Source organism: Microbacterium murale (assembly GCF_014635185.1).
GTDB classification, from domain to species: domain Bacteria; phylum Actinomycetota; class Actinomycetes; order Actinomycetales; family Microbacteriaceae; genus Microbacterium; species Microbacterium murale.
Window position 1 is genome coordinate 637,654 of the sequence record NZ_BMCM01000002.1, and the last position, 23,634, is coordinate 661,287.

At 64.6% G+C, this 23,634-nt stretch carries 27 protein-coding genes; 12 read left to right on the forward strand and 15 right to left on the reverse strand.

The features are described from left to right. Positions 1-182 precede the first annotated feature (182 nt). Together IEV67_RS09380 and IEV67_RS09385 are read right to left on the reverse strand one after the other, a co-directional pair. The gene (locus tag IEV67_RS09380; protein ID WP_188436295.1) at positions 183-1,313 is read right to left on the reverse strand and encodes a Gfo/Idh/MocA family protein; all 1,131 of its coding nucleotides are present in this window, start codon (positions 1,311-1,313) and stop codon (positions 183-185) included. Beyond that, positions 1,310-2,134 (reverse strand): sugar phosphate isomerase/epimerase family protein, encoded by an 825-nt coding sequence (locus tag IEV67_RS09385; RefSeq protein WP_188436296.1) that lies wholly within the window; start codon positions 2,132-2,134, stop codon positions 1,310-1,312. The genes IEV67_RS09380 and IEV67_RS09385 overlap by 4 nt, the downstream gene beginning before the upstream one ends. Positions 2,135-2,249: 115 nt before the next feature. Between IEV67_RS09385 and IEV67_RS09390 the strand changes: the two genes are divergently transcribed. Beyond that, positions 2,250-2,849: a TetR/AcrR family transcriptional regulator gene (locus IEV67_RS09390; RefSeq protein WP_229702952.1), complete on the forward strand. Its 600-nt coding sequence runs from the start codon at positions 2,250-2,252 to the stop codon at positions 2,847-2,849. A 14-nt stretch (positions 2,850-2,863) separates the two neighbouring features. On the opposite strand, the gene IEV67_RS09395 is transcribed toward IEV67_RS09390, so the two are convergent. Then, on the reverse strand, positions 2,864-3,301 hold the full coding sequence (locus IEV67_RS09395) for a carboxymuconolactone decarboxylase family protein (RefSeq protein WP_188436297.1): 438 nt from the start codon (positions 3,299-3,301) through the stop codon (positions 2,864-2,866). A gap of 186 nt (positions 3,302-3,487) precedes the next feature. Here IEV67_RS09395 and IEV67_RS09400 point away from each other — a divergent pair, with 186 nt between their 5' ends. Next, positions 3,488-4,228 (forward strand): hypothetical protein, encoded by a 741-nt coding sequence (locus tag IEV67_RS09400; protein ID WP_188436298.1) that lies wholly within the window; start codon positions 3,488-3,490, stop codon positions 4,226-4,228. Between the two features lie 395 nt (positions 4,229-4,623). Further along, on the forward strand, positions 4,624-5,067 hold the full coding sequence (locus tag IEV67_RS09405; RefSeq protein WP_188436299.1) for a hypothetical protein: 444 nt from the start codon (positions 4,624-4,626) through the stop codon (positions 5,065-5,067). Positions 5,068-5,690: 623 nt separating this feature from the next. Here IEV67_RS09405 and IEV67_RS09410 read toward each other — a convergent pair. After that, complete coding sequence (locus IEV67_RS09410) at positions 5,691-6,632, reverse strand: GlxA family transcriptional regulator (protein WP_087136509.1); 942 nt, start codon at positions 6,630-6,632, stop codon at positions 5,691-5,693. A 107-nt stretch (positions 6,633-6,739) separates the two neighbouring features. Here IEV67_RS09410 and IEV67_RS09415 point away from each other — a divergent pair, with 107 nt between their 5' ends. After that, entirely contained in the window at positions 6,740-7,051 is a 312-nt protein-coding gene (locus tag IEV67_RS09415) for a putative quinol monooxygenase (RefSeq protein WP_033107114.1), read from the forward strand. A 107-nt stretch (positions 7,052-7,158) separates the two neighbouring features. Beyond that, positions 7,159-8,484, forward strand: coding sequence for an ISL3-like element ISPfr2 family transposase (locus IEV67_RS09420; protein WP_188436300.1), 1,326 nt, complete (start codon positions 7,159-7,161; stop codon positions 8,482-8,484). An 812-nt stretch (positions 8,485-9,296) separates the two neighbouring features. Here the strand turns inward: IEV67_RS09420 and IEV67_RS09425 are convergent. The 4 genes from IEV67_RS09425 to IEV67_RS09440 form a co-directional block, all read right to left on the reverse strand. After that, a complete protein-coding gene (locus IEV67_RS09425; protein WP_188436301.1) occupies positions 9,297-10,106 on the reverse strand; it encodes an AAA family ATPase in 810 nt (269 codons plus the stop codon). Continuing rightward, positions 10,106-11,494: a TnsB C-terminal domain-containing protein gene (locus IEV67_RS09430; protein WP_082750003.1), complete on the reverse strand. Its 1,389-nt coding sequence runs from the start codon at positions 11,492-11,494 to the stop codon at positions 10,106-10,108. The genes IEV67_RS09425 and IEV67_RS09430 overlap by 1 nt, the downstream gene beginning before the upstream one ends. A gap of 7 nt (positions 11,495-11,501) precedes the next feature. After that, the gene (locus IEV67_RS09435) at positions 11,502-12,098 is read right to left on the reverse strand and encodes a recombinase family protein (protein WP_060921759.1); all 597 of its coding nucleotides are present in this window, start codon (positions 12,096-12,098) and stop codon (positions 11,502-11,504) included. A 185-nt stretch (positions 12,099-12,283) separates the two neighbouring features. Next, positions 12,284-12,688, reverse strand: a complete 405-nt coding sequence (locus tag IEV67_RS09440; RefSeq protein ID WP_183151636.1) for a heavy metal-responsive transcriptional regulator — start codon at positions 12,686-12,688, stop codon at positions 12,284-12,286. 54 nt (positions 12,689-12,742) lie between these two features. On the opposite strand from IEV67_RS09440, the gene IEV67_RS09445 reads away from it, so the two are divergent. From IEV67_RS09445 to IEV67_RS09455, 3 genes are all read left to right on the forward strand, one after another. Beyond that, positions 12,743-13,057, forward strand: a complete 315-nt coding sequence (locus IEV67_RS09445) for a hypothetical protein (protein ID WP_060921760.1) — start codon at positions 12,743-12,745, stop codon at positions 13,055-13,057. After that, the gene (locus IEV67_RS09450; protein WP_082750005.1) at positions 13,054-14,403 is read left to right on the forward strand and encodes a dihydrolipoyl dehydrogenase family protein; all 1,350 of its coding nucleotides are present in this window, start codon (positions 13,054-13,056) and stop codon (positions 14,401-14,403) included. Before IEV67_RS09445 ends, IEV67_RS09450 begins: the two co-directional genes overlap by 4 nt. A gap of 209 nt (positions 14,404-14,612) precedes the next feature. Next, the gene (locus tag IEV67_RS09455; protein ID WP_188436302.1) at positions 14,613-15,239 is read left to right on the forward strand and encodes a hypothetical protein; all 627 of its coding nucleotides are present in this window, start codon (positions 14,613-14,615) and stop codon (positions 15,237-15,239) included. A 291-nt stretch (positions 15,240-15,530) separates the two neighbouring features. Here IEV67_RS09455 and IEV67_RS09460 read toward each other — a convergent pair whose 3' ends face one another. Next, on the reverse strand, positions 15,531-16,088 hold the full coding sequence (locus IEV67_RS09460; protein WP_188436303.1) for a hypothetical protein: 558 nt from the start codon (positions 16,086-16,088) through the stop codon (positions 15,531-15,533). 209 nt (positions 16,089-16,297) lie between these two features. Next, the gene (locus tag IEV67_RS09465) at positions 16,298-16,891 is read right to left on the reverse strand and encodes an RNA polymerase sigma factor (RefSeq protein WP_188436304.1); all 594 of its coding nucleotides are present in this window, start codon (positions 16,889-16,891) and stop codon (positions 16,298-16,300) included. A gap of 125 nt (positions 16,892-17,016) precedes the next feature. On the opposite strand from IEV67_RS09465, the gene IEV67_RS09470 reads away from it, so the two are divergent. Continuing rightward, positions 17,017-17,382, forward strand: a complete 366-nt coding sequence (locus IEV67_RS09470) for a hypothetical protein (RefSeq protein WP_188436305.1) — start codon at positions 17,017-17,019, stop codon at positions 17,380-17,382. A gap of 357 nt (positions 17,383-17,739) precedes the next feature. Here the strand turns inward: IEV67_RS09470 and IEV67_RS09475 are convergent, their stop codons facing one another. Then, complete coding sequence (locus IEV67_RS09475; RefSeq protein WP_188436306.1) at positions 17,740-18,810, reverse strand: hypothetical protein; 1,071 nt, start codon at positions 18,808-18,810, stop codon at positions 17,740-17,742. Continuing rightward, the gene (locus tag IEV67_RS09480; protein ID WP_188436307.1) at positions 18,785-19,390 is read right to left on the reverse strand and encodes an RNA polymerase sigma factor; all 606 of its coding nucleotides are present in this window, start codon (positions 19,388-19,390) and stop codon (positions 18,785-18,787) included. Before IEV67_RS09480 ends, IEV67_RS09475 begins: the two co-directional genes overlap by 26 nt. A 373-nt stretch (positions 19,391-19,763) precedes the next feature. On the opposite strand from IEV67_RS09480, the gene IEV67_RS09485 reads away from it, so the two are divergent. From IEV67_RS09485 to IEV67_RS09495, 3 genes are all read left to right on the forward strand, one after another. After that, positions 19,764-20,357, forward strand: a complete 594-nt coding sequence (locus IEV67_RS09485; protein ID WP_188436308.1) for an RNA polymerase sigma factor — start codon at positions 19,764-19,766, stop codon at positions 20,355-20,357. Continuing rightward, entirely contained in the window at positions 20,323-21,279 is a 957-nt protein-coding gene (locus IEV67_RS09490) for a CU044_5270 family protein (protein ID WP_188436309.1), read from the forward strand. The genes IEV67_RS09485 and IEV67_RS09490 overlap by 35 nt, the downstream gene beginning before the upstream one ends. A gap of 174 nt (positions 21,280-21,453) precedes the next feature. Next, a complete protein-coding gene (locus tag IEV67_RS09495) occupies positions 21,454-21,765 on the forward strand; it encodes a hypothetical protein (protein ID WP_029153956.1) in 312 nt (103 codons plus the stop codon). A 227-nt stretch (positions 21,766-21,992) separates the two neighbouring features. On the opposite strand, the gene IEV67_RS09500 is transcribed toward IEV67_RS09495, so the two are convergent. From IEV67_RS09500 to IEV67_RS09510, 3 genes are all read right to left on the reverse strand, one after another. Then, on the reverse strand, positions 21,993-22,526 hold the full coding sequence (locus IEV67_RS09500) for a signal peptidase II (RefSeq protein WP_029264099.1): 534 nt from the start codon (positions 22,524-22,526) through the stop codon (positions 21,993-21,995). Then, a complete protein-coding gene (locus IEV67_RS09505) occupies positions 22,523-23,131 on the reverse strand; it encodes a cadmium resistance transporter (RefSeq protein ID WP_036275918.1) in 609 nt (202 codons plus the stop codon). The genes IEV67_RS09500 and IEV67_RS09505 overlap by 4 nt, the downstream gene beginning before the upstream one ends. Further along, positions 23,131-23,634: HAD-IC family P-type ATPase (locus IEV67_RS09510; RefSeq protein WP_188436310.1), on the reverse strand; the 504-nt coding region annotated here is incomplete at its 5' end. The genes IEV67_RS09505 and IEV67_RS09510, both read right to left, overlap by 1 nt.

The following is a 23,634-nucleotide window of genomic DNA, read 5'->3' on the forward strand; positions in this document are numbered from 1 at the left end:
GGTCGGAATCAATTCCGCACCAGACTCGCAACGCCGGCAGATTTCGGCAGCCCCATTGACATGCGCCCGCGAGCGTGAGCGCCCACATCCCTCCTCATGTTGATAGCAGAAAAGTGTCGGTCATCGTGTTGTCTGACCGACACTTTCCTCCTTTCAACGCCCGCAGAAGGACGCCCGAAGCCCTAGCCCAGCGTCGCGGCGAACGGATCGAAGTCGGCCGGCACCACCGGCACCTCACCGACAGTGCTCTCGATCTCGAGATACTGACCCGTCGCCGCAGAGTCCTGCGCCGACAGCAGCACGTCGAGCACGTGGTAGCCGAGTTCACCCGTAGCGATGTGCGGGCGATCCGCAGCGATGGCGCGCGCCATGTCGAGCACGCCGAGGCCGCGCCCGACGACGGTGCCCTGCTGCTCGATGTCGACCCACTCCTGCACCGTCGACATGCCGTCGCGCAGCACTCCGAGTGGCTTGACGTAGGCGGTCCGACCGGAGAACGTGTTCGGATCGGGCATCACCAGGGTGCCCTCGCTGCCGTGGATCTCGATGACGCCGTGACGCTCGAGCGCAGAGTCGAAACTCAGCAGATGCGTGCCCTGCTGGCCGGCTTCGAACGTCGAGAGCACCTGCACGGTGGACGGCACCTCGACCGAGAAGCTCTCCCCCGCGCGCGGCCCGGTGTGGATCTGCCGCTCGGTGCGCCAGCGCGAACCACGCGCAGAGACGCCGGCGATCGGTCCGAGCAGGCTGACGAGTGCGGAGAAGTAGTAGGGCCCCATGTCGAGCAGAGGGCCGGCTCCGGCCGCGAACAGAAACGCGGGCTCCGGATGCCACAGGTCGGGGCCCTGTGTCTGGAACGCAGTGTGCACGAACTGCGGAGTCCCGATGATGCCTTCGGCGATCGCGCGCTTGGCGGTCTGGAAGCCCGGTCCGAGGATCGTGTCGGGTGCAGACCCGATGCGCACACCCGCAGCATCCGCTTCGCGAAGCAGCGCACGCGTGCTCTCGCGATCCATCCCGATCGGCTTCTCGGTCCACACATGCTTGCCGGCGGCGACGGCACGCGAGGAGATCTCGATGTGCGTGGCCGGGATCGTGAGATTGACGACGAGGTCGACGTCGGGGTTCGACAGCACAGCATCCGCGTCTCCCCATGCCGGCACGCCATGCTCCTCCGCCTTCGCGTGGGCGCGCTCGGGAATCAGATCGCCGACGGCGACGACGCGCACGTCGGGGAACGAGGTGAGGTTCTCGAGATAGGTCTGGCTGATGACGCCCGTGCCGATGATGCCGACGCCCAGGGGCGCGCTCATGCGACGAACCCGCCGTCACGCAGGAATGTGAAGCCGGCCGCGATGTCGTCGAAGACGTCGCCGGGCGCGTGGTCGTACTCGATGACGGCGTACTGGATGCTATCGTTCGCGCGCAGCGCCTCGGCGAGGGGAACGTCGCCTGTTCCCGGATGCCGCTGGTCGAGGCTGTCCGACGAGAACGACGCACCTTCGGGGCCCCACGGGTTCACCGCGGGGATGATGCCGTCCTTGACGTGGACGGCGGTGAGGCGGCTGCCGAGGCGTTCGGTCAGCGCCGTGACGTCCTGCCCGCCGGTCTGCGCCCAGAACAGGTCGAGCTCGATCTGCACGCGCTCGTCGGTGAGTTCGATGAAGCGCTCATACGCGGTCTGGTCGCCGAATGACGCGACGAACTCCTGGGCGTGATTGTGGTACCCGACCGACAGTCCGAAAGTCGCGGCGACGTCGGCCGCACGGTTGAGCCGCTCCGCGATGTCGGCAACCCCGCCTTCGGTGAGCCACCGCTCAGGTGCGACGAAGGGATCGAAGACGGTCGTCATGCCGATGGCGGCGGCCGCCTCGAACACGACCTCAGGCTTGGGTGTGGGGATGGCGCCGTCCGGCGTCCAGAGCTCATCCGAGAGCAGCGGCGCGTGGCCGGTGGATGCGACGATGCCCGTCGCGTCGAACGCGGCCCGGATCTCTGCCGGACGTCCGACGAAGTCGAACGCCTCCACCGTCGTGAACCCGATCGCGGCGAGGCGTTCGAGTGAGCCGTGCATGTCGGCCGAGAACTCGCTCGCAAGCGAATACAGCTGCACTGAGGCGAGGGGCAGAGCCATGATTCTTCCTTCGTACGTCGTTGTGGAGGGGTGCGCGAGGCGCGGATGCGACGAGATTATCACGAAACCTCCAGTTGGAGGTTAATTGCCGATGGCTTCGGATATGTTGTGTCGTATGGAGTCAGAGCCGGTGATCGGGCGTCGCGGGGCGCATGCCAAGGGCGTCGCCCGACGGCAGGAGATCCTCGATCGCGCGATCGAGGTGTTCCGCGAGCGCGGCGCGGACGGCACCTCGCTGCGGCGCATCGCCGAGGCGATCGGGATCTCGCACGCGGCGCTTCTGCACTACTTCGATTCGCGGGAACAGCTACTGGTCGCCGTGTATGCGCACGCGGAGGCGACGCGGTCGGCGCGCAGCGCTCCCCCACCCACTCCGCCCGGCGTCGAGATGATGGTCAACGCCGCCATCGCGAATGTCGAGGTTCCGGGGCTCGTGCAGTTGTACTCGACGCTCGTCGCCGCGGCACTCGAGAGTGGGAGCGAGGTCAGCCGCGACTACTTCTCGGCGCGGTTCGAGCGTCTGCGCACCTCTCTGACTGCGAGCTTCCACGCGCAGCAGGAGGACGGTCGCATCCGTGATGATGTGCCGGCCGAACATCTCGCCGCGCTCGTCGTCGCGGCATCCGACGGCCTGCAGATCCAGTGGCTGCTGGAACCGTCCGTGGAATTGGAAGGCACGCTGAGGTCGATCGCGACGCTGTTGCGGCCGACGTGACGTTCCGCTGAGCGTCAGGGCGCCACGGGAAAGTGGCTGCGCACCGCGATGCGATTCCACACGCCCATCACGATCGCAAGCCAGCTGATTGCGGATACCTGCTCGGGCGTGAGCGATCCGTCATCCCACTCCGTGCCCTCCGGCACGGCCATCTTCGTGACCTCTTCCGCGAGGCCGAGCGCAGCGCGCTCCTGGGCGGTGAAGTACTGCGACTCCCACCACGCGGCGACGACCGCGAGCCGGTCAGTCGTCTCGCCCTTCTTCAGCGCATCGCGCGTGTGCATGCGCAGACAGAACGCGCACCCGTTCAACTGCGAGACGCGCAGCTTCACCAACTCGACGAGCTTCTCATCGACACCAGCGGATGCGAGCGCCTCCGCCACCTGCCCATCCAGTTCGAGCACCTGACGGTATGCGGCCGAGTTCGTCTTACTGAGATTCACCGTTGTCATGTACGTTGCCTTCTTCCGTGTTGTACGCAGTCCACACGATCGTCACTTCAGTCTCTACTGATCCGACGACGTAGCGCGAAGGAATGTCACTGGTTTCAGCCGAGCCACTGCGACTGACGCCTCGTCATCCGGAACAGACCACCCATCCGGCTGTACGGGCGAGTATCGTGCCACGTGGAGGACACGATGGACAGTGTTCGCAATCTCGTCGCTCACGCGGAGACTCGCTCCGAGTTCGCGCCCGGCACTACCGAACGGTTCGCCGGGTATGCGCTCATGGGCCTGCCGTTCAGCTCCGGCTACGTGCTGGGTCTCCGCCGGTTCCCGGTCACGTCGATCGGTCCGGGGTATACATCCGTCTGGTTGCGCACGCCCGCAGAAGCCTGGACCATCTACACCACCGTCGATGCGACCGTCTCGTGTCCCCGCTACTTCGGGCGAGCGTTGGAGTCCACCTCCGTCCACCGAATCGATGTCGAGTGGGTCAACGAGCGCACCTTTGCCGTGACCGTCGGGGATGAGGTCGACCTGCATTGGTCGGTCACGCTCGCCACGACGCCGATGACCCGGATGATGTCGCGTGTCGCCAGTTCGCTACCCGCTCGCTTCTGGCAGAGCGAACGATTCCTCTCCGCACTCGGCACTGTGGCCGGCCCCTCTCTTCGGGCCGGTCGGATCGGAATGACGGGGAAGACCCCGAACGACCAGCTGTTCAAAGCGAGCCCCCAGCGGATGTGGATCGTCGAGTCGTCGCAGGCGTCCATCCGCGGCGAGGATCTCGGCGTGATCGAGCCACTGCCACGGCAGACCAGACTCGGCGATTTCTGGATGCCGCAGCGCGGGGTCTTCATGATCGGAGGCGCGGAGTTCGACCCAGCGGATGCAGGGGTCGATCCGCCGACCGTCAGAGCCGCTTCCTCCGGCTGATGAACGCGGTCGGGAGCCGATGATTGCGGGTCGGGATCGACAGCGTGCGGAGACGCAAAAACCCCCGATTTCCCGGGGGTTTTCATCTGTAGCAGGAGCGGGGCTTGAACCCGCGACCTCACGATTATGATTTGGATTCGATGACCGGACGCACCGCAGTGCGGCACGCCTTCTCTCCTAGCCGGCCGTCAGGCCGGCCTTGAAAGAGTAAAGAAAGTTCTCACAACTCACCCGTCCTGCGGGCCCGCCCGACTCAGACAGCCGCCGTCGCTACGTCAGACTCGCAGTCTACGGTTGAACTGTGACCTTCCGCCCTGCCGACCGCGTCTACGTCGACGAGTCGAAGGCGCGAGGCTACTACGTCGTCGCGACTGCCTGTGCGATCGGAGACGTACGTGCATCCGAACGAGCTTTTGCGCGACCTCCTCAAGCCCGGTCAGCGGCGCATCCACTTCAAGAGCGAGAGCGACAGCCGACGCCGTCAGATCCTCTCGAGCATGTGCGCTCTCGACGTGCGTGTGTCCGTATGGGTCGTCAAGCAGCGGCCAGACAAGGAGGCGCGGCTACTGTCCCTCGGCGCACTCGCTGAGGAAGCCGTCCGCGCTGGTGCGGCGCAGCTAATCATCGAACGCGACGAATCCCTCGAACGTGCCGACCGGCGCCTGATCGCCGATGCAATCCGTCGCTTTGGATCATCGGAGATGCAGTACCGACATGTCGCGCCGCACGAGCATCCGCTGCTCTGGGTGAGCGACGCCGTTGCCTGGTGCTACTCGAACGGCGGCGACTGGATCCGTCGCGCCGATGCGATCGTCGAGTCCCGGGTCACCCGGCTGTAGAAACACGTGAGCCTGGCTCGTCATACCGTCCGGAAGACTGCCAGGCTCCGAGGGCTATTGCCCGCCGTGCCTCAAGTCTACCTCGGCGGCTCCATGACCGGCCAGTGCGATCTATCCTCGATGTCTCAACCGGCATAAAACCGGCACAGGGACACACCTCGGGACACACCCGCCGATCTAGGCAGCCTCCCGGATACGCAAAAACCCCCGATTTCCCGCGGGTTTTCATGGCTCTTCCCAGATGACGGTGTAGGTCGGCCGGGCGCGTCGGTCCGCAGATAGACGTCGAGGTCTCCCGACGATGGAGGTTCCTACGCCATCCATCCGAAAGACCTCGACGTGCCCGACGCTACCCCGCCGGCCGGCTTCGGCCGCCCTGACCTAACCGCCTTCGCGGCTCATCCCAATCGGCTCTGATCGGGTCTGCTGACCCTCTCGACGAGAACGCAGCGACATCACAGCCACCCAACCCCGACCGTCCGGGAAGCCGGGGCACGTCACATGGGCTGTGCTGCGGGCGTGTCGAGTGGGTAGTCCAGGGGCGACGCAGGAGCGTCGACGCGACGTGCTGAGAGGTGGTTCCAACCGAGCGCTAGGACACAAGCTACAGGCATGGCGATAGGTCAGGAACGGCGTCGCTCCCTGCGCAGGAGGGAGCGCAGAGTCTCGGCGTTTGCGTAGCCGACCCGTAGCGCGATCTCGGCGGAGGTGAGGTCCGTGGTTGCTGAGAGGTGTCGAGCTCGTTCGGTGCGAAGCCGTTGGACGAAGCCGAGCGGAGTGAGGTTGAGCGCCGCACGGACTCGTCGTTCGAGGGTGCGCCGGCTGGTGCCGAGCGACTGCGCGACGAAGGCGACGTTGAACGGTTCGTCCAGGCGGGCGCGCACGAAGCGTTCGAACTCGACGACGATCGGGTCCTCGTGCCGGAGATGTTCGTAGGCGACGAAAGCCGCCTGCGACGGGCGCTCGTCGATGATGAGGAGCTTGGCGACATGTTGGGCCAGGTCGGGGCTGATCGATCGCACGAGTGAGAGCGCGAGGTCGATGTGGGCGAAGGCGGCGCCGGCGGTGACGAGGTTCCCGTCGACCACGACCATGGTGTCGAGATCGAGGGCGACGGTCGGATAGCGCTTCCGGAACTCCGGCCCCAGGAACCAGCTGGTCGTCGCCCGCCGATGATGCATCCGTCCTGTCTCGGCGACGGCGAACACGCCGGTGCACGCCGCGGCGATCCGGGTGGTCGCGTCGTCGAGGCGCCCGAGTGAGGCGATGACCGAACGAGCATCTCGACTCTGGAGGGCGTCGTGGGTCGCGGCGGCCGTGAGGGTTCCAAGCGCAGGGACGACGACCACGTCGAACTCTCCGGACTCCGGCAGCGGGTGGTCCACCGACAGGGTCATCGATGCCGTCGTGGTCACTCGCCGTTTCGGTCCGAGGATGGCGAGTTCGATCGGGTCGATCCGCGGGTCGACATCGCCGCGGGCTCCGTCGGCCACCCGCACGATGTCGATGATCGACGCGATAGCCGAACCGAAGCAGCCGTCGATCGCGATCAGTCCGATACGCATGACGTAAACAATAGCAATACTGCCGTATACGCCACTCCCCACCGGCCCTCGCTCGTCATACGCTGAACTCGTCCCACGAAGAACCCCGACGTCAAGGAGAGTCCCTCATGTCCACACCCGCATCACTTCCGTATGCCTTCGTCGCCAAGATCGTCGCGGCCGATGGACAGCACGACGCGGTCGCCGATCTGCTCGCCGGCGCTGTCGCACTCGCCAACGAAGAAGTAGGAACGATTGTCTGGTTCGCGGTCAGGACCCACGCCGACACCTTCTGGATCTTCGATGCATTCCCCGACGAAGCCGCTCGCGACGCCCACGCCAACGGCGCCATCGTCGCAGCCCTGATGGCCAACCAGCACCTCCTCGGCGCAGCACCCGAGATCCTGGCGGCCGACGTCCTCGCGTCCAAGCTCCCGTAGTCCGCCAACGCACGAGACGATCGCGCCCCGCCGAGTCGGTCCGCAGATAGACGTCGAGGTCTCCCGACGATGGAGGTTCCTACGCCATCCATCGGAAAGACCTCGACGTGCCCGACGCTACCCCGCCGCCCGGCTTCGGCCGCCCTGACCTGACCGCCTTCGCTCGACTCGACGGCCTCGGTCTGAGCGTGATCGGGCAACGACTTGAACCGGATCGTGCGGTCCTCGCGTGCCGCGTGGTGGAACCAGATCAGTGGTGCCGACGGTGCGGCAGCGAAGGCGCCGCTCGTGACACCGTGATCCGGCGGTTGGCCCACGAGCCGCTGGGCTGGCGACCGACCGTGCTGGAAGTTGTAGTGCGCCGCTACCGCTGTGCAGACTGCGGACACGTTTGGCGCCAAGACACCAGCGCCGCGGCGGAGCCACGCGCGAAGCTCTCGCGCACCGGGCTGCGGTGGGCGCTGGAAGGGATCGTGGTCGCACACCTCACCGTCGCCCGTGTCGCCGAGGGACTCGGGGTCGCGTGGGACACCGCCAACAACGCGGTCCTGGCCGAAGGCAAGCGGCTGCTGATCAACGACCCCACGCGGTTCGAGGGCGTGAAGGTGATTGGCGTCGATGAGCACGTCTGGCGCCACACCAGGCGTGGCGACAAGTACGTCACCGTGATCATCGACCTCACCCCGGTCCGCGATGGCGCCGGCCCAGCAAGGCTGCTGGACATGGTCGAGGGCCGGTCGAAGGCGGCGTTCAAGACCTGGCTCGCCGACCGCGACGACGCCTTCCGCGACGCGGTCGAGGTGGTCGCGATGGACGGCTTCACCGGGTTCAAGACCGCCGCCGCGGAGGAGATCCCGGACGCGGTCACGGTGATGGATCCCTTCCACGTCGTGCGCCTGGCCGGTGACGCCCTCGACAGGTGCCGGCGCCGGGTCCAACTCGCGATCCACGGGCACCGTGGGTTCAGGGACGATCCGCTCTACAAGTCGCGGCGCACGCTGCACACCGGCTCGGACCTGCTCACCGACAAGCAGAGCGACAGGCTACGCGCGCTGTTCGTTGATGACGCTCACGTCGAGGTCGAGGCGACCTGGGGTGTCTACCAGCGGATGATCGCCGCCTATCGCCACGAGGACCGGCAACGTGTCCGCGAGCTCATGGAGAAGCTGATCACCGACCTCAGCGCCGGCGTCCCCAAGGTGCTCACCGAGCTCACCACCCTGGGCCGGACCCTGAAGAAGCGAGCCGCCGACGTGCTCGCCTACTTCGAACGACCCGGCACCAGCAACGGGCCGACCGAGGCACTCAACGGACGGCTCGAACACCTGCGCGGCTCCGCACTCGGGTTCCGCAACCTGACCAACTACATCGCCCGAAGCCTGCTCGAGACCGGCGGCTTCGGACCCCAACTCCTACACCCCCGATTGGGATGAGCCGTTTTCATCTGTAGCAGGAGCGGGGCTTGAACCCGCGACCTCACGATTATGAGTCGTGCGAGGGCTACATCTGGTGTTCTGGTCTCGTTCCTGTTTGTCCCGGAATCTGCGGAATCATGCGGGTCCGGGGATACGCCGACGCCTGCTCATGCGGACCAATCAAGCCTGATTGCGCTTGGCTCGTGGGCAAAATGTGGGCAGGCGGGACTGGGCCAAGCGTGGGAAGTTCGTCGTAGCCCGGAGCGTTGAGGCGCACCACCTTAGCAGGATGGTGTGCGCCCTCACGCTGCCCTTGGACCGTGCGCAGATAGTGCGCTTGGAACCGCTGAGAAGCCTGAGTTTCTGTGGGTTCTCGGCTTCGTGAGCTCTCGCACCTTGCACACGAGAGACACTCGAATACTCGTCAGAATCGCTTCACTCGGGACGCTCCGGACACTTTTCGGACACCTGACCGCTCACAACTAACGGTCTGGATTTTGAATCCATCGCCACTCAGTCTCGGCGGGCCGAAGCTCTGAAGATCCCGGAAACTCGCAAAGCCTCTGTCCGATCTCACGAGAGTTGTCGATCGGTGAGACAGCTCGTCCACGAAAAGACGGGTGAGTGGTGCGCTGCCGAGACTGCCGGTTAGTCTCACGAAAAAAGTCGGCAATCGCGTTTCGCCCTCACGCTGCCTAAAAGGTCGGGTGGACAGTTTCGGCGCAGCAGGTTCCGGCAGGGGGTTTCGGCAGGTGCGCAACCGGCGTGCCGTGCGGTCGGCCTGTGGAGTTGATCGCTCGGTGGCGGTGTTCTGTGATCGCTTGGCGGCGTTAGTTGCCGATGACGAGGATGCTAGCTGCGGCTTCGATGACGTCGTCGGTGATGGTCTCAAGCCCGTTGATCTTCAGCACTCGGGCGATCTGAGGGAAGAGCCGTTCAAGGAGACGAAAGTTGCCACGGGTGATGCGTTCGATCGCAGCTATCGCCTGCGCGTCGGTGAAGTCCTCTGGGTCGAGTTGCTGTCCTAGGTGTTTCCAGTGGCGGTCGAGGACGAAGAGGAGTTCTTCTCGGCCGAGGGTTCGGTAGTGGTGGGAGAAGCCGAGTCGGCTGTAGAGCTGTGGGTAGTGGCGGAACCGTTGGTCGATGCCGGGCATGCCAATGAGGATCATAGAGAGGTGTTCACGGTCGTGGCGGTCGCGGAGCAGCTCGAGCGCAGTCGGTGTGAGCCTTTCGGCTTCGTCGATGATGAGCAGATCCACGAGGTGAGACATGCCGATCGGCGTGGTGGTCGGTTCGGTCTCACGCGAGCGGAGGTGTTCGTCGGCGCAGATCTCGACCTTTGCCTGCCAGCGGTCGATGTCGTGCATGAGATCTTTGGGTCTGCAGAGGACCTCGGGTGTGTAGAAGACAGTCCGGGATCGGTTGGCGAGGGCGTAGTGCTTGGCGTCGTGCTCGCCGCGAGGTCCCCACTTGTTGATGTAGGGCTCCAGAGCGTCCCAGTTTGCGTCGCGGCGGGCGGAGTTGGTCTTGCCGACGCCGGCGTCGCCGTGGCAGATGCCGATGGTTTTCTCTTTGCGGACGGCGTTCGCGAATTCGGTGAAGCGTCGGTGCTCTTTGGTGACGATGAATGGCTGGTTCATCACTCGTCCTCTTCGTAGGTGCGTAGCCGGCGGCGATGCGGAGGTGCCGCGACGTCGCGTGGCTCGTCGCGGGTGACGGCGGTGAGGATGCGGTCGTTGATGGTGTGTCGGAGTGCGCGGCGGCGGGCTCGGCGGGCGGTTTCGATGTCGCGGAGGCTGAGGCGGAGATTGGGGTGGGCTTCGTCGACGGCGATGCAGACGAATGTGTCGCGGTCGTACACGCGGATCTCGGAGATGTCGCGCGGGTCGTAGCGGATTGTGATCGTGTGCCCGACGAAGGGGGCGAGTGTCGGAGCGAGGTAGCGCTGGCCCTGGAAGTGAATGCCGTCGCGCTGCACGACCCGGTTCTTGGGGACCGTGAGCAGGAGGCCGTCGAGTTGTTCCAGACTGTCGGGCATTCGCGGAAGCCAGCCGTTCGCGACCCACGCGTCCCGAGGCGATACTCCGAGCTCCCGGTGCGGGCGTGCGTTGTACATCCCGATGAACCCGCCGATCGCCTGGTCGAGGGCGGCCAGATCTAGAGCGGGGTGAGGATTCCTGTCGCCTGGTCTGAGGTGCCCGGGGAGAGTGGAGAGAAGCTCTGTGTTGATGGTGCGGAAGAAGCGTTCGATCTTGCCGCGGCCTTGGGGCCGAGCCACGGTGGAGTGGATGATCCGGATGCGCAGCTCGATGGCGGTGCGTTCGAGGTGATGGCTGGTAAAGTCGGAGCCGTGGTCGACGTGGAGCACGTCGGGTATTCCACACATGGCCCACGCGGGGTCGGTCTTGCGCCAGATCGCCTGCCTGAGCGCGAGGGCCGTGTTCATCGCTGATGGTGCACCGGTGAAGACGGTGTATCCGCAGATCGCGCGTGAGTGGTCGTCGATCACGATCGTGAGCCAGGGTCGATCAGATTTGCCGCCTACGGCACTGGTGATGAGGATGTCGAGTTCGGTGTGATCGGCCTGCCAGATCTGGTTGGGCCCGTCGGCTCGGCGCCGGTATACGAGCTCGTATCGATCGCGATACGCAATGGGTCCATCCAACGCGAGCGTTACCAGTGCCGGGTCGAGGGACTGCACGATATCTCTGACAGTGGCGTAGCTGGGCACCACCAGGCCTTGCCGCTCCGCTTCGGTACTCGCAAGGCGGTGCAGCGTCGCGATCGCTGGCCTCGGCCTGGTCAACGCGAGGTGCTCGATGAATCTGACCAATTCGCCCCCCGTGCGACGAATGCCGGCGTCGGCTCTCGGTTGAGGGTCGAGTGCAGTGATGCCGTGGTCTCGGTAGAGCTGGTGCCAGCGTTGGAGCGTGCGCAGGCCAATCCCGGTTTCTCGGGAGAGAGCGGTGAGAGGTATCTGGTCCTCGACGTGTAGTCGAAGAATTCGCCACCGCTCCCCGCCGCTCATCACATCGCTAGATGGTGATGCTCTCGCGGCTGGCGAGGGCTTGCTGGTGGCGGTAGAGCGTGGCGCGACTCCACCCGACGAGCCGTGCTGCATCTTCGGCGGTGCGACCTTTCGCTCGGGCGTCGGCGGCGATCGCGAGCTTGTCGGCGATTACCGCTGGGTCCGAGAGTGGACGACCGAAGCGAGTGCCGCTCTGCCTGGCGGCGGCGATCCCAGCATTTACCCGCTCGACAATCAGTTCACGCTCGTACTCCGCGAGCGTGGCGAGCATGTTCAGCATCAACCGGCCCGTCGATGTCGCTGGATCTATCCCATCCGAGACAGAACGCACATGGATGCCCCGCTCGCGCAGCAGGTTTACGGTGTTCAGCACGTCGATGAGGGAGCGGCCGAGGCGGTCCACGCGCCAGACGACGACGGTGTCACCGGCTTCTGCGTGCTCGAGGAGTTTTTTCATCCCACGACGCTCGATCGCGGTCTTGCTCCCGGAGGTGACATCGGCGAACACGTCGCGCTTCTGAACACCAGCGGCGACGAGTGCGTCGAGCTGCAGCTGCGCATCCTGGCTCGATGTGCTCACGCGGGTGTATCCAAGAAGTCTCACTCGGCCATTGTGCCTCACAAACCCCGCCGCGTCATCGCGCTGAGACACTTTCCGGTGAGACGCATTGTTGAGACAGACGCTGACCGAGGATCACACGGATCAGCGATCACACAGCCGGGATCCGGCCGATGTCTCGAAAAGCTGTAGCTTTTCGAGATGCCCTGCTGGTGCGTACAACGACGGGTTTACGGTAGCGGCCGCGGGATGACGTTGCAGATGCTGCGCTCCGAGCACGTCGCTGGGTCGACGGCCGAACTGGTGGTGAGCATGTCGACGAGTTCTGTTTCGAGACGGGCGAGTTCTTGTTGACGGACCCTGACTTCATTGAGTTTGCCATCGAGCAGCGAGTGCACGTGCGAGCAGGGCGCCTGCCCGTCTTCCCGGAGAGTGAGGACTCCGGCGATGTCGGCCAGCGTCAATCCGGCAGATTGAGCGGCGCGAATGAATCCGACGCGGGAAGCGACCTCATCGTCATAGACCCGGTATCCATTGCTTTGTCGACTCGGTGCAGAAAGTAGCCCTTCGCGTTCGTAGAAACGAAGGGTCTGGGTGCTGACTCCCGTGGTGGCGGCGAGGTCTCCAATGCGCATACCCCCATTTCACCACTTGACCTTGTACCGGGCTGCAACGTTTACGGTCGATGCATGCAGATCACGTTGCAGTACTTCGATGGGTGCCCGAACTGGGAGACGGCCGCGGATCGCCTCACGGTGATCGCCGCGGAACGATCCGACGTCACGGTGAGCCGGCAGCTCATCGAGACGCAGGAGGAAGCGGAAGCTCTCGACTTCCGCGGGTCCCCGACTCTCCTGGCCGACGGTGTGCCGCTGTTTCCCGCGCCAGAAGCTCCGCCCGGCCTGTCGTGCCGGGTGTATTTGACACCGGCAGGTCTTGCCGGGTCGCCCACGACAGAGCAGATCCGGGACGCCATCAGGACCGTCGAAGCGGGTATCCGGTGAGTGACGCGTTCGATCTGCTGGTCATCGGTGCAGGCATGGCGGGCACGTCCGCTGCGAACAAGTGTGCGGCGCAGGGCTGGCGGGTCGGGATTGTCGACGCGTTGCCCTACGGCGGTACCTGCGCGCTCCGGGGATGCGACCCGAAAAAGATCCTCCGCCGCGGCGCCGAAATCGTCGATGCCGCCCGGCTGATGAACGACACCGGCATTACAGAAGGCGGCCTCCGTGTCGACTGGCCGGCCCTGATGCGGCGCAAGCGCGGCTTCACCGACGGTGTCCCGAAAGGCATGGAAGACGAACTCACCGGCAACGGTGCCACCACTTTTCACGGCCACGCCGAGTTCACTGGCCCGAACACCCTCACCATCGATGGCACTACCCACCACGCCGACCGCTTCCTCATCGCCACCGGGGCCACCCCGAGGCCGTTGACGTTCCCCGGTGCGGCACACCTCATCGACAGCACCCAATTCCTCGACCTCGATGCTCTACCGCAGCGGATCGTGTTCATCGGCGGCGGCTTCATCTCGTTCGAGTTCGCGCACATCGCCGCCCGCGCCGGCGCGCAGTGCACGATCATCGACCACGGCCCGCGACCCCTGCGCGAGTTCGACCCCGACCTGGTGGAGTTGCTGACCTCCCGCACCGAGCAAGCCGGCATCCACGTCTACCGAAACACCAACGTCACCGCCATCGAGGCCGCCCCCGCCGGGTTCCAGATCAGCATCAACACCCACGGCACGACCACCCGTCTTGACGCGGACCTCGTCGTTCATGGAGCAGGTCGCGTCCCCGCCCTCGATGGCCTCCATTTGGACGCTGCCGGTATTGCCGGCAGCCTACGTGGAGTCACCGTCGCCGGGCACCTGCAAAGCACCACCAACCCCGCCGTCTATGCCGCAGGAGACGCCGCCGACACCGCGGGACGTCCCCTGACTCCGGTGGCCGTGTTTGAGGGGAAAGTCGCCGCGTCGAACATGCTCAAAGGAACCACCACAGCACCCGACTACACCGGGGTCCCCACGACCGTGTTCACCATCCCGGAGCTGAACCGGGTCGGCCTCCTCGAAGAAGAAGCCGCCACAAGCCACAACACCGCCGTTCGCTTCACTGACACCAGCAACTGGTACTCCACCTACCGGGTCGCCGAAACCACCGCCGCCGCGAAGATCATCATCGATACCGACACCGATCAGATCCTTGGCGCGCACCTGCTCGGCCCCGGCTACTCCGAACTGATCAACACCTTCGGCATCGCCATCAAACTGGGTCTCACCACCCGGCAACTCAAATCCACCACCGCCACCTACCCCTCCCTCGGCTCCGACCTCGGCTCCCTACTCTGACCAACTAACACACAGAGCCGACTACCTCTGCTTTCCGTCAGTCGCCGGCCAGCCACACCCGTCACTAAGCGATCACAAAACACCGCCAAAAAGCGACAATGTCCACACCCGGTCGCCGACAGCGACGGGCCTGCCGGAAACGATCGTTTTCGGCAGAGTGCGCAAGCTCAAGCCGGTTGCGCCGCGATGGTGATCGATAGCCTGAAGCGATGCAGCGACTCTCGAGAACTTGGACAGCCGGCGGCGTCGGGTTGATCGCGTGCGGAGTGATCGGTGTGCTCCGCAATAGCCTCCCTGGTGCTCCTTCTGTCGGATACCTCGATGTTGCGGCAGACGTCGTTTACGCCTCGGCTGTACTTCTCCTCGGGATCGGCCTATCGCGCGAAGCCAGCATCGTTGCACGACAGCCGCTCGGGGTCATCGCCGTGGGACTTGTGGCGGTCTGGCCACTTATCGCCGATGTCGCGAACTGGTCGCTCGCAGCGCTGGCCCCTGAAGGCCCAGGCGCCGCCTGGACCGTCTTGGGCTATCTTTCGATCCTCGTTCCCGTGGGGGCCGGGTTGACGGCAGCCACGCGAATTGCGCGAGCTGGCGTAGTTCACGCGCCGTGGCGGTGGGCACCTCTCTGGGCACTTGGGATCCACACGGTTGCGTGGGTCGTTCCACAACTTGTCCTCACGGCCGTCGGAGCAGCAGAAGCACAGCTCTATGCGAATCTGTTCTCGCTAATCAGTACAGCCGCCTTCCTTGCGGGCACGCTCGGCCTCGGCATCCTCGCAGTCGTGCTCGCAGTCGGACGCCGCTCCGCAAGCGTCGAGGTATTCCGTTCCTCCTGAAGAACTGCGGGTGTCGCCGGGCTCAACGACGTTAACGTTGCTCATCAGCGACGCCAATACGGAGAGAGGTTGTTACCGCGGACGTTCTCGGTGGCGGGTCGGGTGACGACGGTTCGGTCGTTCGGAAACGATCGTTTCGGCGGGCACTACTGTTTCACAACTAACGATCACTGGGCATGGCCACTCCCTGTTGCCGCACGTCGACTTGCTCGGAAGCTGACAACGGAATACTGACCTGGAAAGTAGCCGGCAGTGAGAGGGCAGCTGGATGAATCTCCTGTGTCAGCGCGTTCATGGCACGTCCGTTTCGAAGTCCAGCGCCGGCGGGTTCCCAAGCGTCGAGGGGTCGCCGATCGGGAACCAGCCGATTACGGTTTCGCCGTCCGACTTGTAGACGCGCAGGTATCCCTCGCCTTCGAAGGCGAGCGACTCGGATTCCCGCGTGTAGCCGACCTCGCCGTTGGTCGCCTGCGCTGAGACGAGATCAGGGATGCCGTTCTCATTCGGCACTCCGTACGTCTCACCGTGGGCGTTCACGCCCCAGGGGGTAGTCGATGCTGAACCGTAGCGTGCGACGACTGTCCACGGCGTGCGGGGATCTGCGGTGATGGTGATCGTGGTTCCGCCGCCAGTGGGCAGAAGGCCGTTGTCGATGTGGACTGTGGGATTCTGACGGATCGGGTCGGAGCAATCCCAGTAGACGCTTCCGGAACTCGCCGTTGGTCCCGGATCCGTCGGGACTTCGATCTTCCCGGCCTCGGTGCAGGTGACGTCGAGGATCACCTGCTCGGCGCCGCCCGGTACCGGGCCGAGGTCGATGACGGCAGTGCCGGTGTACGAGCCACTCACAGGCTCCCCGAATGGAGTAACCGTCGTTTGTCCCGGCAGCCCGCTGATGATCGCGGCCCCGGTCAGTGCTCCGACCAGCGCTAGCGATCCGCCAACGATAGATGCCGTACGCGTTCTGCGCTGGTGGCGCTGCAATTTACTTCGGCCAGTGCCGATGGCCTCCATCTCTCGCTCGATGCTCGCAGCAAAGACAGGATCCATTGTGGTGTTCATGCGCGTTCTCCTTCCGCCAGAAACGGGATGACGTGTGGCGTGGCCGAGGAAAGGTCATGCTGGAGGCGACGGCGCGCACGCATCAGTCGCGTGCGCGCGGCTCCAGCCTTCAACCCGACAAGCGGGGCGGCATCAGCGACAGTGAGCCCGTCGATAGCCGTGAGCGTGAGCAGTGCGGCATCCTTCGGGTCCAGCACCGAGAGCGCGTCACGTAACCGGATGCCAAGAGCTTTTGTGTCCACCGCAGTGATCGCCTCGTGCTCCGCGTCACGGGCCTCTGCACGCGGCAGCGCCGCCAGCAGTCGCCGGTATCGAATGCCCCCGCGACGCTGATTCCTCGCCGTGTTAGCGACTGTCACCAGCAGCCACGGGAGAACGGTGCCGTCGACGAGCAGGACCGATTTCCTCTTTCGCCAAAGCTCGAAGAACGCAACGGCCGTCGCATCCTCGGCATCCTGCGCCTGTTCGACCAGTGCCGTGGCGCGGCGGAACACGGCGTCACGATGCCGGCGGAACAGTTCGGCGTAAGCCTCGCCGCTCCCAGCGCGTGCTCTCTCCCACGTCGCGTTCTCGTCGTTCTTATCGCTCATACCATGTCATGTCCGGCAGTCGCGGAAGTGTCACAACCACCAGTGCGCTCCGGCCGGCACGCAGACTGAGCACGGGGCGCGACGGTGAAACTGATCACGCGATGATTCTCCTCTATGCTCGGGCTATGACCACCGCGAGGTCCGACATGGTCCGGCCGGAACGCGCATCGATTTCCTGGGGGTTGATGCTTGCGGCGACGCTGCTCGCGGGCGTCACGGTCGCACTCGTCTGGTTCGCTGCGGTTCCCTGGGGGCCGCTCGTCTGCCCCGCGATCTACCCCGCGCCGAGGAACTGCTTCGCGTCCGATCGCGCTGGCACCGCACTCGTGGTCACGATTGTGTTGCTCGCGGTCTACCTGGCGACGATGGTGATGGCACTGATCGATCGTCGCGACCGTCGGCTGGCAACCGTGGGCGTCATTTTGCTCGCCATCGCACCTGTGATCTCGTATGTGTCGGTCGCCTGGATCCCCGGATTCCCGCTCTCGTAGAAGCCCGCGACCACAGCCAGCCGAAAACCCTTGCCGTTTGGTCGTTATGACAGCCGTTTGCGGCGGGCAGTCTGGGCCCTGCCTCTGGTATCCGCCGGAAACGATCGTTTCTGGCAGGAGCGCCGCTAGCAGCCTGGAACGCTTGCCGTTAACGCTCTCCGGAATGCCCATTCGGCAGCCGTTTTCGGCGGAACTATCACAGCGGCCGCTGTTCGTGATGCTGCGGTTCCTTTATCTGGCTGCTGTCGCGACTGCGGCGCTTCGGTGCGTCCGGGACGCGGCTCCTGGCCTTCATGATGTTGGTGATGTCTACGTGGAGCGTCGTGCCTAGCGAGATGTCCCCTGGTCCCGGCATGCTTAGTCCTCCGAATCGGGCGCGCTGTCAACGATGGTCGTGGTGACGGTGGTCTTTCCGTCCGGGATGGTGTCGGGAAGTAGGTCGCTGTTCCCCTCGCTCGATGTTTCGGCTACCGAGATGATGAGGCCCTGAGCGGTATCGATAGTGACTTCGGTCGTGCGGCTCGAGAACCAATCGCCGGATCGGTAGATAAGGGTCGTGAGGTTGCCGTCGACGTTCTCGACCTGGATACCCGGTATGAGGGCCATCGCTCTGAGCGTTGCTGCGCGTAGGTCGGCGGGCATCAAGTTGGCGGTCAGGACTCCCGTCATCGCTGCGATGACCCACTGATCAGAAACATCTGGGTCGCCGGAATCGTCCCTGAACCATTCGAGCAGCAGTTTCGGGTCGCGTGGCATGTCCTCGTACGAGCGACGGTAGCTGTCGAGCAGATACTCGTGATCGTCCCCGTCCGCTGCGAGGGCTTCGCCGCCAGGCAGCCTTTGGATATCCGGCCAGTAACCGCCGTCTGCCTGGCCGGTGTAGGTCGTCCAATCTGCGATGGCTTCCGCGCTCCGTTTGCCGAATGAGTCGACAACGGACTCGTTCGCCCTCCAGTCCCAGATCCAATCGGCTGACCGATCCGCGGGGACGTAGAGCACGCGGCTGTCGGTGACGATGAGCCCGGCTTCGGCGTCGGCACGGTTCGCGTTGTTGAAACGCGCATTGATGCTGTCGCCCATGTCAGCGTCCCATTTCCAGAGTGTCGCGCTGTCAGTCTGGATTCGCAGGTATTGGCCGGGCGCGAGCTGGGTGTCGACCGCATTGATCGTCACATCCGCAGCGTCCTCGAGAACAGCTGCAGCTGCGGGGTCGATGCGTGCTGGCGTGAGCACGCTGATCGCAATCGCGGCCGCGGCGACTCCACCTGCGAGGACGGATGCCCCAGCCCAACGCCGTCGACCACGCGAGGGTGTGCGCTCCTCACGCGCGATCTGGCGAAGCATCGCCTGCCTCGCGGTGTTGAGCTGCTGTTCGCTGACTGGCGTGTCATCTGTGCGAATGTCACGCACCTGCTCCAAGACGTCCATCAGCGTCCTCCTTTCCCATCCATTTCAACCGTGCAGCGGAATGCGAGCCCGGCGGTGAGAGTTTTCGACGGATCCGATTGAGCCTGGACCCCACCGTGCCGACGGGGATGCCGAGAGCGAGAGCGACCTCTTCCTGTGTCAAGTTCCCCCACGCGTACAGCAGGAGCGTCTCTCGGTCCCGGGACGATAACGCGGCGATCCGTGGCGCCAGGATCCGCACGGCCACTTCGGCGTCCATCCGTTGAGCTGCGCCATCAATGCCACCCTCGTGAGAGAACTCCTCCCGACGGGCGAACGACGCAGCGGCACGCCATTGCCGGGCCTCATCAGCTCGATGCTTCTTCAGCACGCGCGATGCGATTCCCAACAACCAAGGTCGGGCGGATTCCCAAGATGTATCGAAATCCGCGCGCCGACGAAACGCCACGAGGAACGTCTCACTAAGAACGTCCTCCACAGCATCCACACCGATCCGGCGGCGAATGAAGGCACCCACAGCTGCCGCATGCCGCTCGAACAGCTCGGCAAACGCGGATGGCGAAGTGCGCGACCTGGAGAGGATCTCACTATCTGTGCTCACACTACGTATTGCCCGAACCGGTAGATCACCTTCACGCTTTCTCTCAAAGGCACCTCGATGACATCTTCATCATCGCGGGCTGAGGCCCAGGACGCGAACGATTCGGGACCGTGTCAGGCACGAACCAGGTCGCAGACGCTCGCGTGAGGGCGTCAGCGGCTCGCGGAAGCTTCAAAGGTTCGAAGCGCTCAACAGCGTCGCCGGTCGAAAGTCGTCCAGACCGCGAGTCGGTGGGCCCAGTTCTCCAGCGGGACAGCATCGAGTATGTCGTCGCGCGGGCAAACCTCGCAGTAGATCAATCGATCAACTTGGCCGTTGTCCGCGTGAATAAAAATTGGTGTGAACCCAATCATTGGAATCGAGCAATACGAGTATGGGCCCCGATAACGAGGTAATTGAGCGATCGGCACGTCAGCCGGCCGTGTTCGCGACGCTGTATGACCGTCACGCGACTTCAGTCTTCCGGTATGCCGCACAGCGGCTGGGCGACCACGCTGCCGACGATGTGATGTCGGAGACATTCCTGGTGGCGTTCGAGCGGCGGACGGCGTATGACCTGACGGTTATCGATGCGCGCCCGTGGCTGCTCGGAATCGCCACCCGGCTGATGCGAAAACACGCGCGTGTGGAGGCTGTGGCCTGGAGAGGGATGTCAGCGGAGCTTGCCGCTCAGATTGCCCCGGACTTCATCGAGCTCGCCAGCGCACGTATCGACGCTCAGCGCCTCACTTCGGGTCTAGCGAAGGCGCTGCGGCGATTGCCCGAGATCGACCGAGACACGCTGCTGCTCTATGCGTGGGGCAACTTGGATTACGCCTCTATCGCGACAGCGATGCAAGTACCGGTCGGAACGGTGCGCTCACGACTGAACCGAGCACGGCGCCGGCTGCGACGCGCCGCCGGAATCGAAACCCACGAACAGGAGACGGACCATGGACGAGCTGACGCTGCTCCGCAACACGCGTGACGACACGCGCGAACCGAGCTCGCAAGCCCTCGCTGCGGGGCGAGCGGCACTTCTTGGCCGGATCTCGGATGACGGTTCAACGCCCACGGCGATGCACCAGAGAAAGAACAGGCGCTGGATCCCGCGTGTGACCTGGGCTGCTGCTGGCGTGGCGGCCGCGTTGACGGGGGCGCTTGTCGTGGGCAACGTCACCCTGAGCACGCAGTCAGCGTACGCGAGCGACGTGCTGCGCACCGCGGCTGCTGAGACCATCCAGTATGCCGACTTGGTGGCTGGCTCGGATCAGTACCTCCGCTCGCGTACGCACGCTCGCTGGGGCGTGGTTGACGAGACCGGAGTTGAGCCGAACGAGCAGATTCTGGACGTGTACATGCCCGCCGACCCGGAAGCCGAATGGGTGCTCTATCGAGACTGGGGCAAAATGTCGAGTCCGCTCACGGGCGAGTCGATCGAAACAACCCGCGCGGTAGACGGGCGATTCTATGGACCGGAGTCATCTTGGGTGTACGTCGACTATGCCGATATTCCGCTCGACGGGGCCGCCGCGTACGAATGGATCGACGGCCAGTACACCGGCGGATCGGCATCGCGCGACGAAGACAACTTCGTCCGCATCACTGACATCCTGCGGTCCGGTCTTGTGCCGGCGCCGCAGCGTGCAGCACTCCTCGACGCATTGTCTCGAATCCCCGGAGTAACGGCCACAGACAACGTCGCAAACCTCGACGGCGTGTCCGGGGTCGCGATCGGCCGAAACGAGATGCTCAGGTCGGGAGAACGGCAGGAAATCATCATCGATCCCGACACCGGACTCGTTATTGGGGAGCGAACCATGAGCGGCGCGACCATCTTCGGATGGGGACCCAACCAGGAGATGTCACTGACCGCCATCGAGACGACGGTTGTGGATAAAGCGCCATGAGCGATCCAAGCCACGAGGTGAACCCGGCCATGGTTCTTCTACCGCCGACGTTTTCTATCCCGATTCCAGTTCCATCGGCTCCCGCAGCTGACGGCTGAGTCCCCCGCCGTAAACGATCGTTTTCGGTGGTAGCCCGGGCACGACATCAACAGCGAAGTCGAGGATGATTGAGTCGTGGAGATTGAGCTGCTTTATATCGCCGGTTGCCCCAGCTGGGTTGAGGCTGGCCGTCGTGTTTCTGAGGCGCTACGAGAAACAGGCCACGACGAATCGGAGGTTCACTACCGACTCATCCGGACGGAGGAGGACGCGGGCGCAGTCTCGTTCGCGGGCTCCCCCACGATCACCCTGGATGGCAACGATCTCTTTCCGGGGTCGGGGCGAAGCAATGACCTCGCCTGCCGTATTTACAGCACCCCTGCTGGGCTGGCCGGGATGCCAACGGTTGAACAGATTCGAGAGGCGCTCTCCGCTCATGGCGACTGACGAGGACGTTGCGTGCACGTGCTGCGGGCGACATCTGCCACGCAAGAAGCTGCACGCACTCGGAGACGATCGCGCTTTCATCTGTCGACGATGCGGCTGGTGGGTGGCTCTGCGCCTACATCGCGACCGCCCGCCTGCCTAAGCGTGAACTCACTCAACGGCTGCCCACGGCGATCGCGCCGATGTAGAGGGCGAGTTGATGGGTGTCCACCACCGCACAACGGATCTCACTCGGTGCTCTCATCCCCGGCGCGGATCATGAAAACTGCTCCGGTGATCGCTGCGGCGAAGATTACGATGTCGGCGATGTTGCCGATGAACCAGTTTCCGTAGGCGAGGAAGTCCACGACGTGACCACGGGCGAATCCGGGGTCCCGGAAAAGGCGGTCGCCTGCGTGTGAGGCGGAAGCGCCGCCGAGCGCGCCGATGACGATCGCCCATCTCACGCGTTGCACTCGGAACGCGAACACGATCGCTGTGACCGTGGCGGCGACAGCGAGCAGCGCGAACACCCAGGTGAAGCCTTCCCCGAAGGAGAATGCCGCTCCGGGGTTATAGGCGAGCTGCAAACCCAGCAGGTCACCGATCAGCGGGATGCGCTCACGGTCGGTGAGGGTCGCTTCGGCCCACACCTTGGTTCCCTGATCGATCAGCACGACGACCACGGCGATCAAGAGCGCTCCACCAGTGAGCTGCCGCCGCCGGGTCGACGACAGCTTGCGCGCAGCGGGCGGATGAGCCTCTGACTGGGAGGAGGTCATGCGAGCACCTCGATCAGACGGACGATGACCCCAGATTCGATCAGGATGAACAGGCCCAGGCCGATGAACACGGCCGGTACGAGCCAGTGCTCGACGCGCTCCAGCCCCTCGGTAACAGCCTTGTTGGTGCCGATCAGCCGGCCGGCCGCGCACCAGACCGCGACGAGGATCAGGAATACGACGATCATGATCGCGACGTCGCTGGGGGCGCTGGTGCGGAAGATCGGCGTGTAGAGGGAGATGTTGTCGGCCCCGTTGGCGATCGTGATCCCTGCGACGCCCCATAGTCCGACCGCGGTGATCTTGGAGTCGTCATCATCGTCATCGCTGTTACGGCGCAGGCCGCGAATGAGCGTCCAGATGCCGATGCCGAGCGGGATCAGACCCAGGAAACCGACCCATTCGTCCGGAACGATGGTGAGACCGAGAGCGGCGATCACGCTGATCACGACGAGGGTGATGAACCCGAGATACTGGCCCGCGACGATCTGCCACGGCCGGGGCTTCCCTCGACTGGAAGCCAGGAACAGCACGGTGAGCACGACAATGTCGTCGATGTTGGTTGCCGCGAACAGGCCGATCGCTGAACCGATAGTTGCGAGCATCAGCTTTCCAGTCGTGGCGTGCGGGTGCGTGCGGCGCGCAGACCGTTGAGGATCACGATGACCTCCGCGACCTCGTGGACCAGGACGACGGCCGCGAGCCCCAGGACGCCGAAGAGCGCGAGCGGGAGCAGTGCAGTGATGATCAGCAGCGACAGGATGATGTTCTGGTTGATGATCCGTCGACCGCGGCGGGCGTGATCGAACGCTCGCGGGATGAGGCGCAGATCATGGCCGGTGAAGGCCACGTCGGCGGATTCGATTGCCGTGTCGGAGCCGGTGGCGCCCATCGCGATACCGATGTCTGCGCCAGCGAGGGCCGGTGCGTCGTTGATTCCGTCGCCGATCATCGCGACCGGCCCCGCCTTTGACAGCTCGCCGATCGCGGTTGCCTTATCCTCGGGACGCAGTTCCGCGCGCACGTTGCTGATCCCGGCCTGCGCGGCCAGTGCACGAGCGGTGCGGGCGTTGTCTCCGGTGAGCATCGTCACGCCGACGCCTTGGTT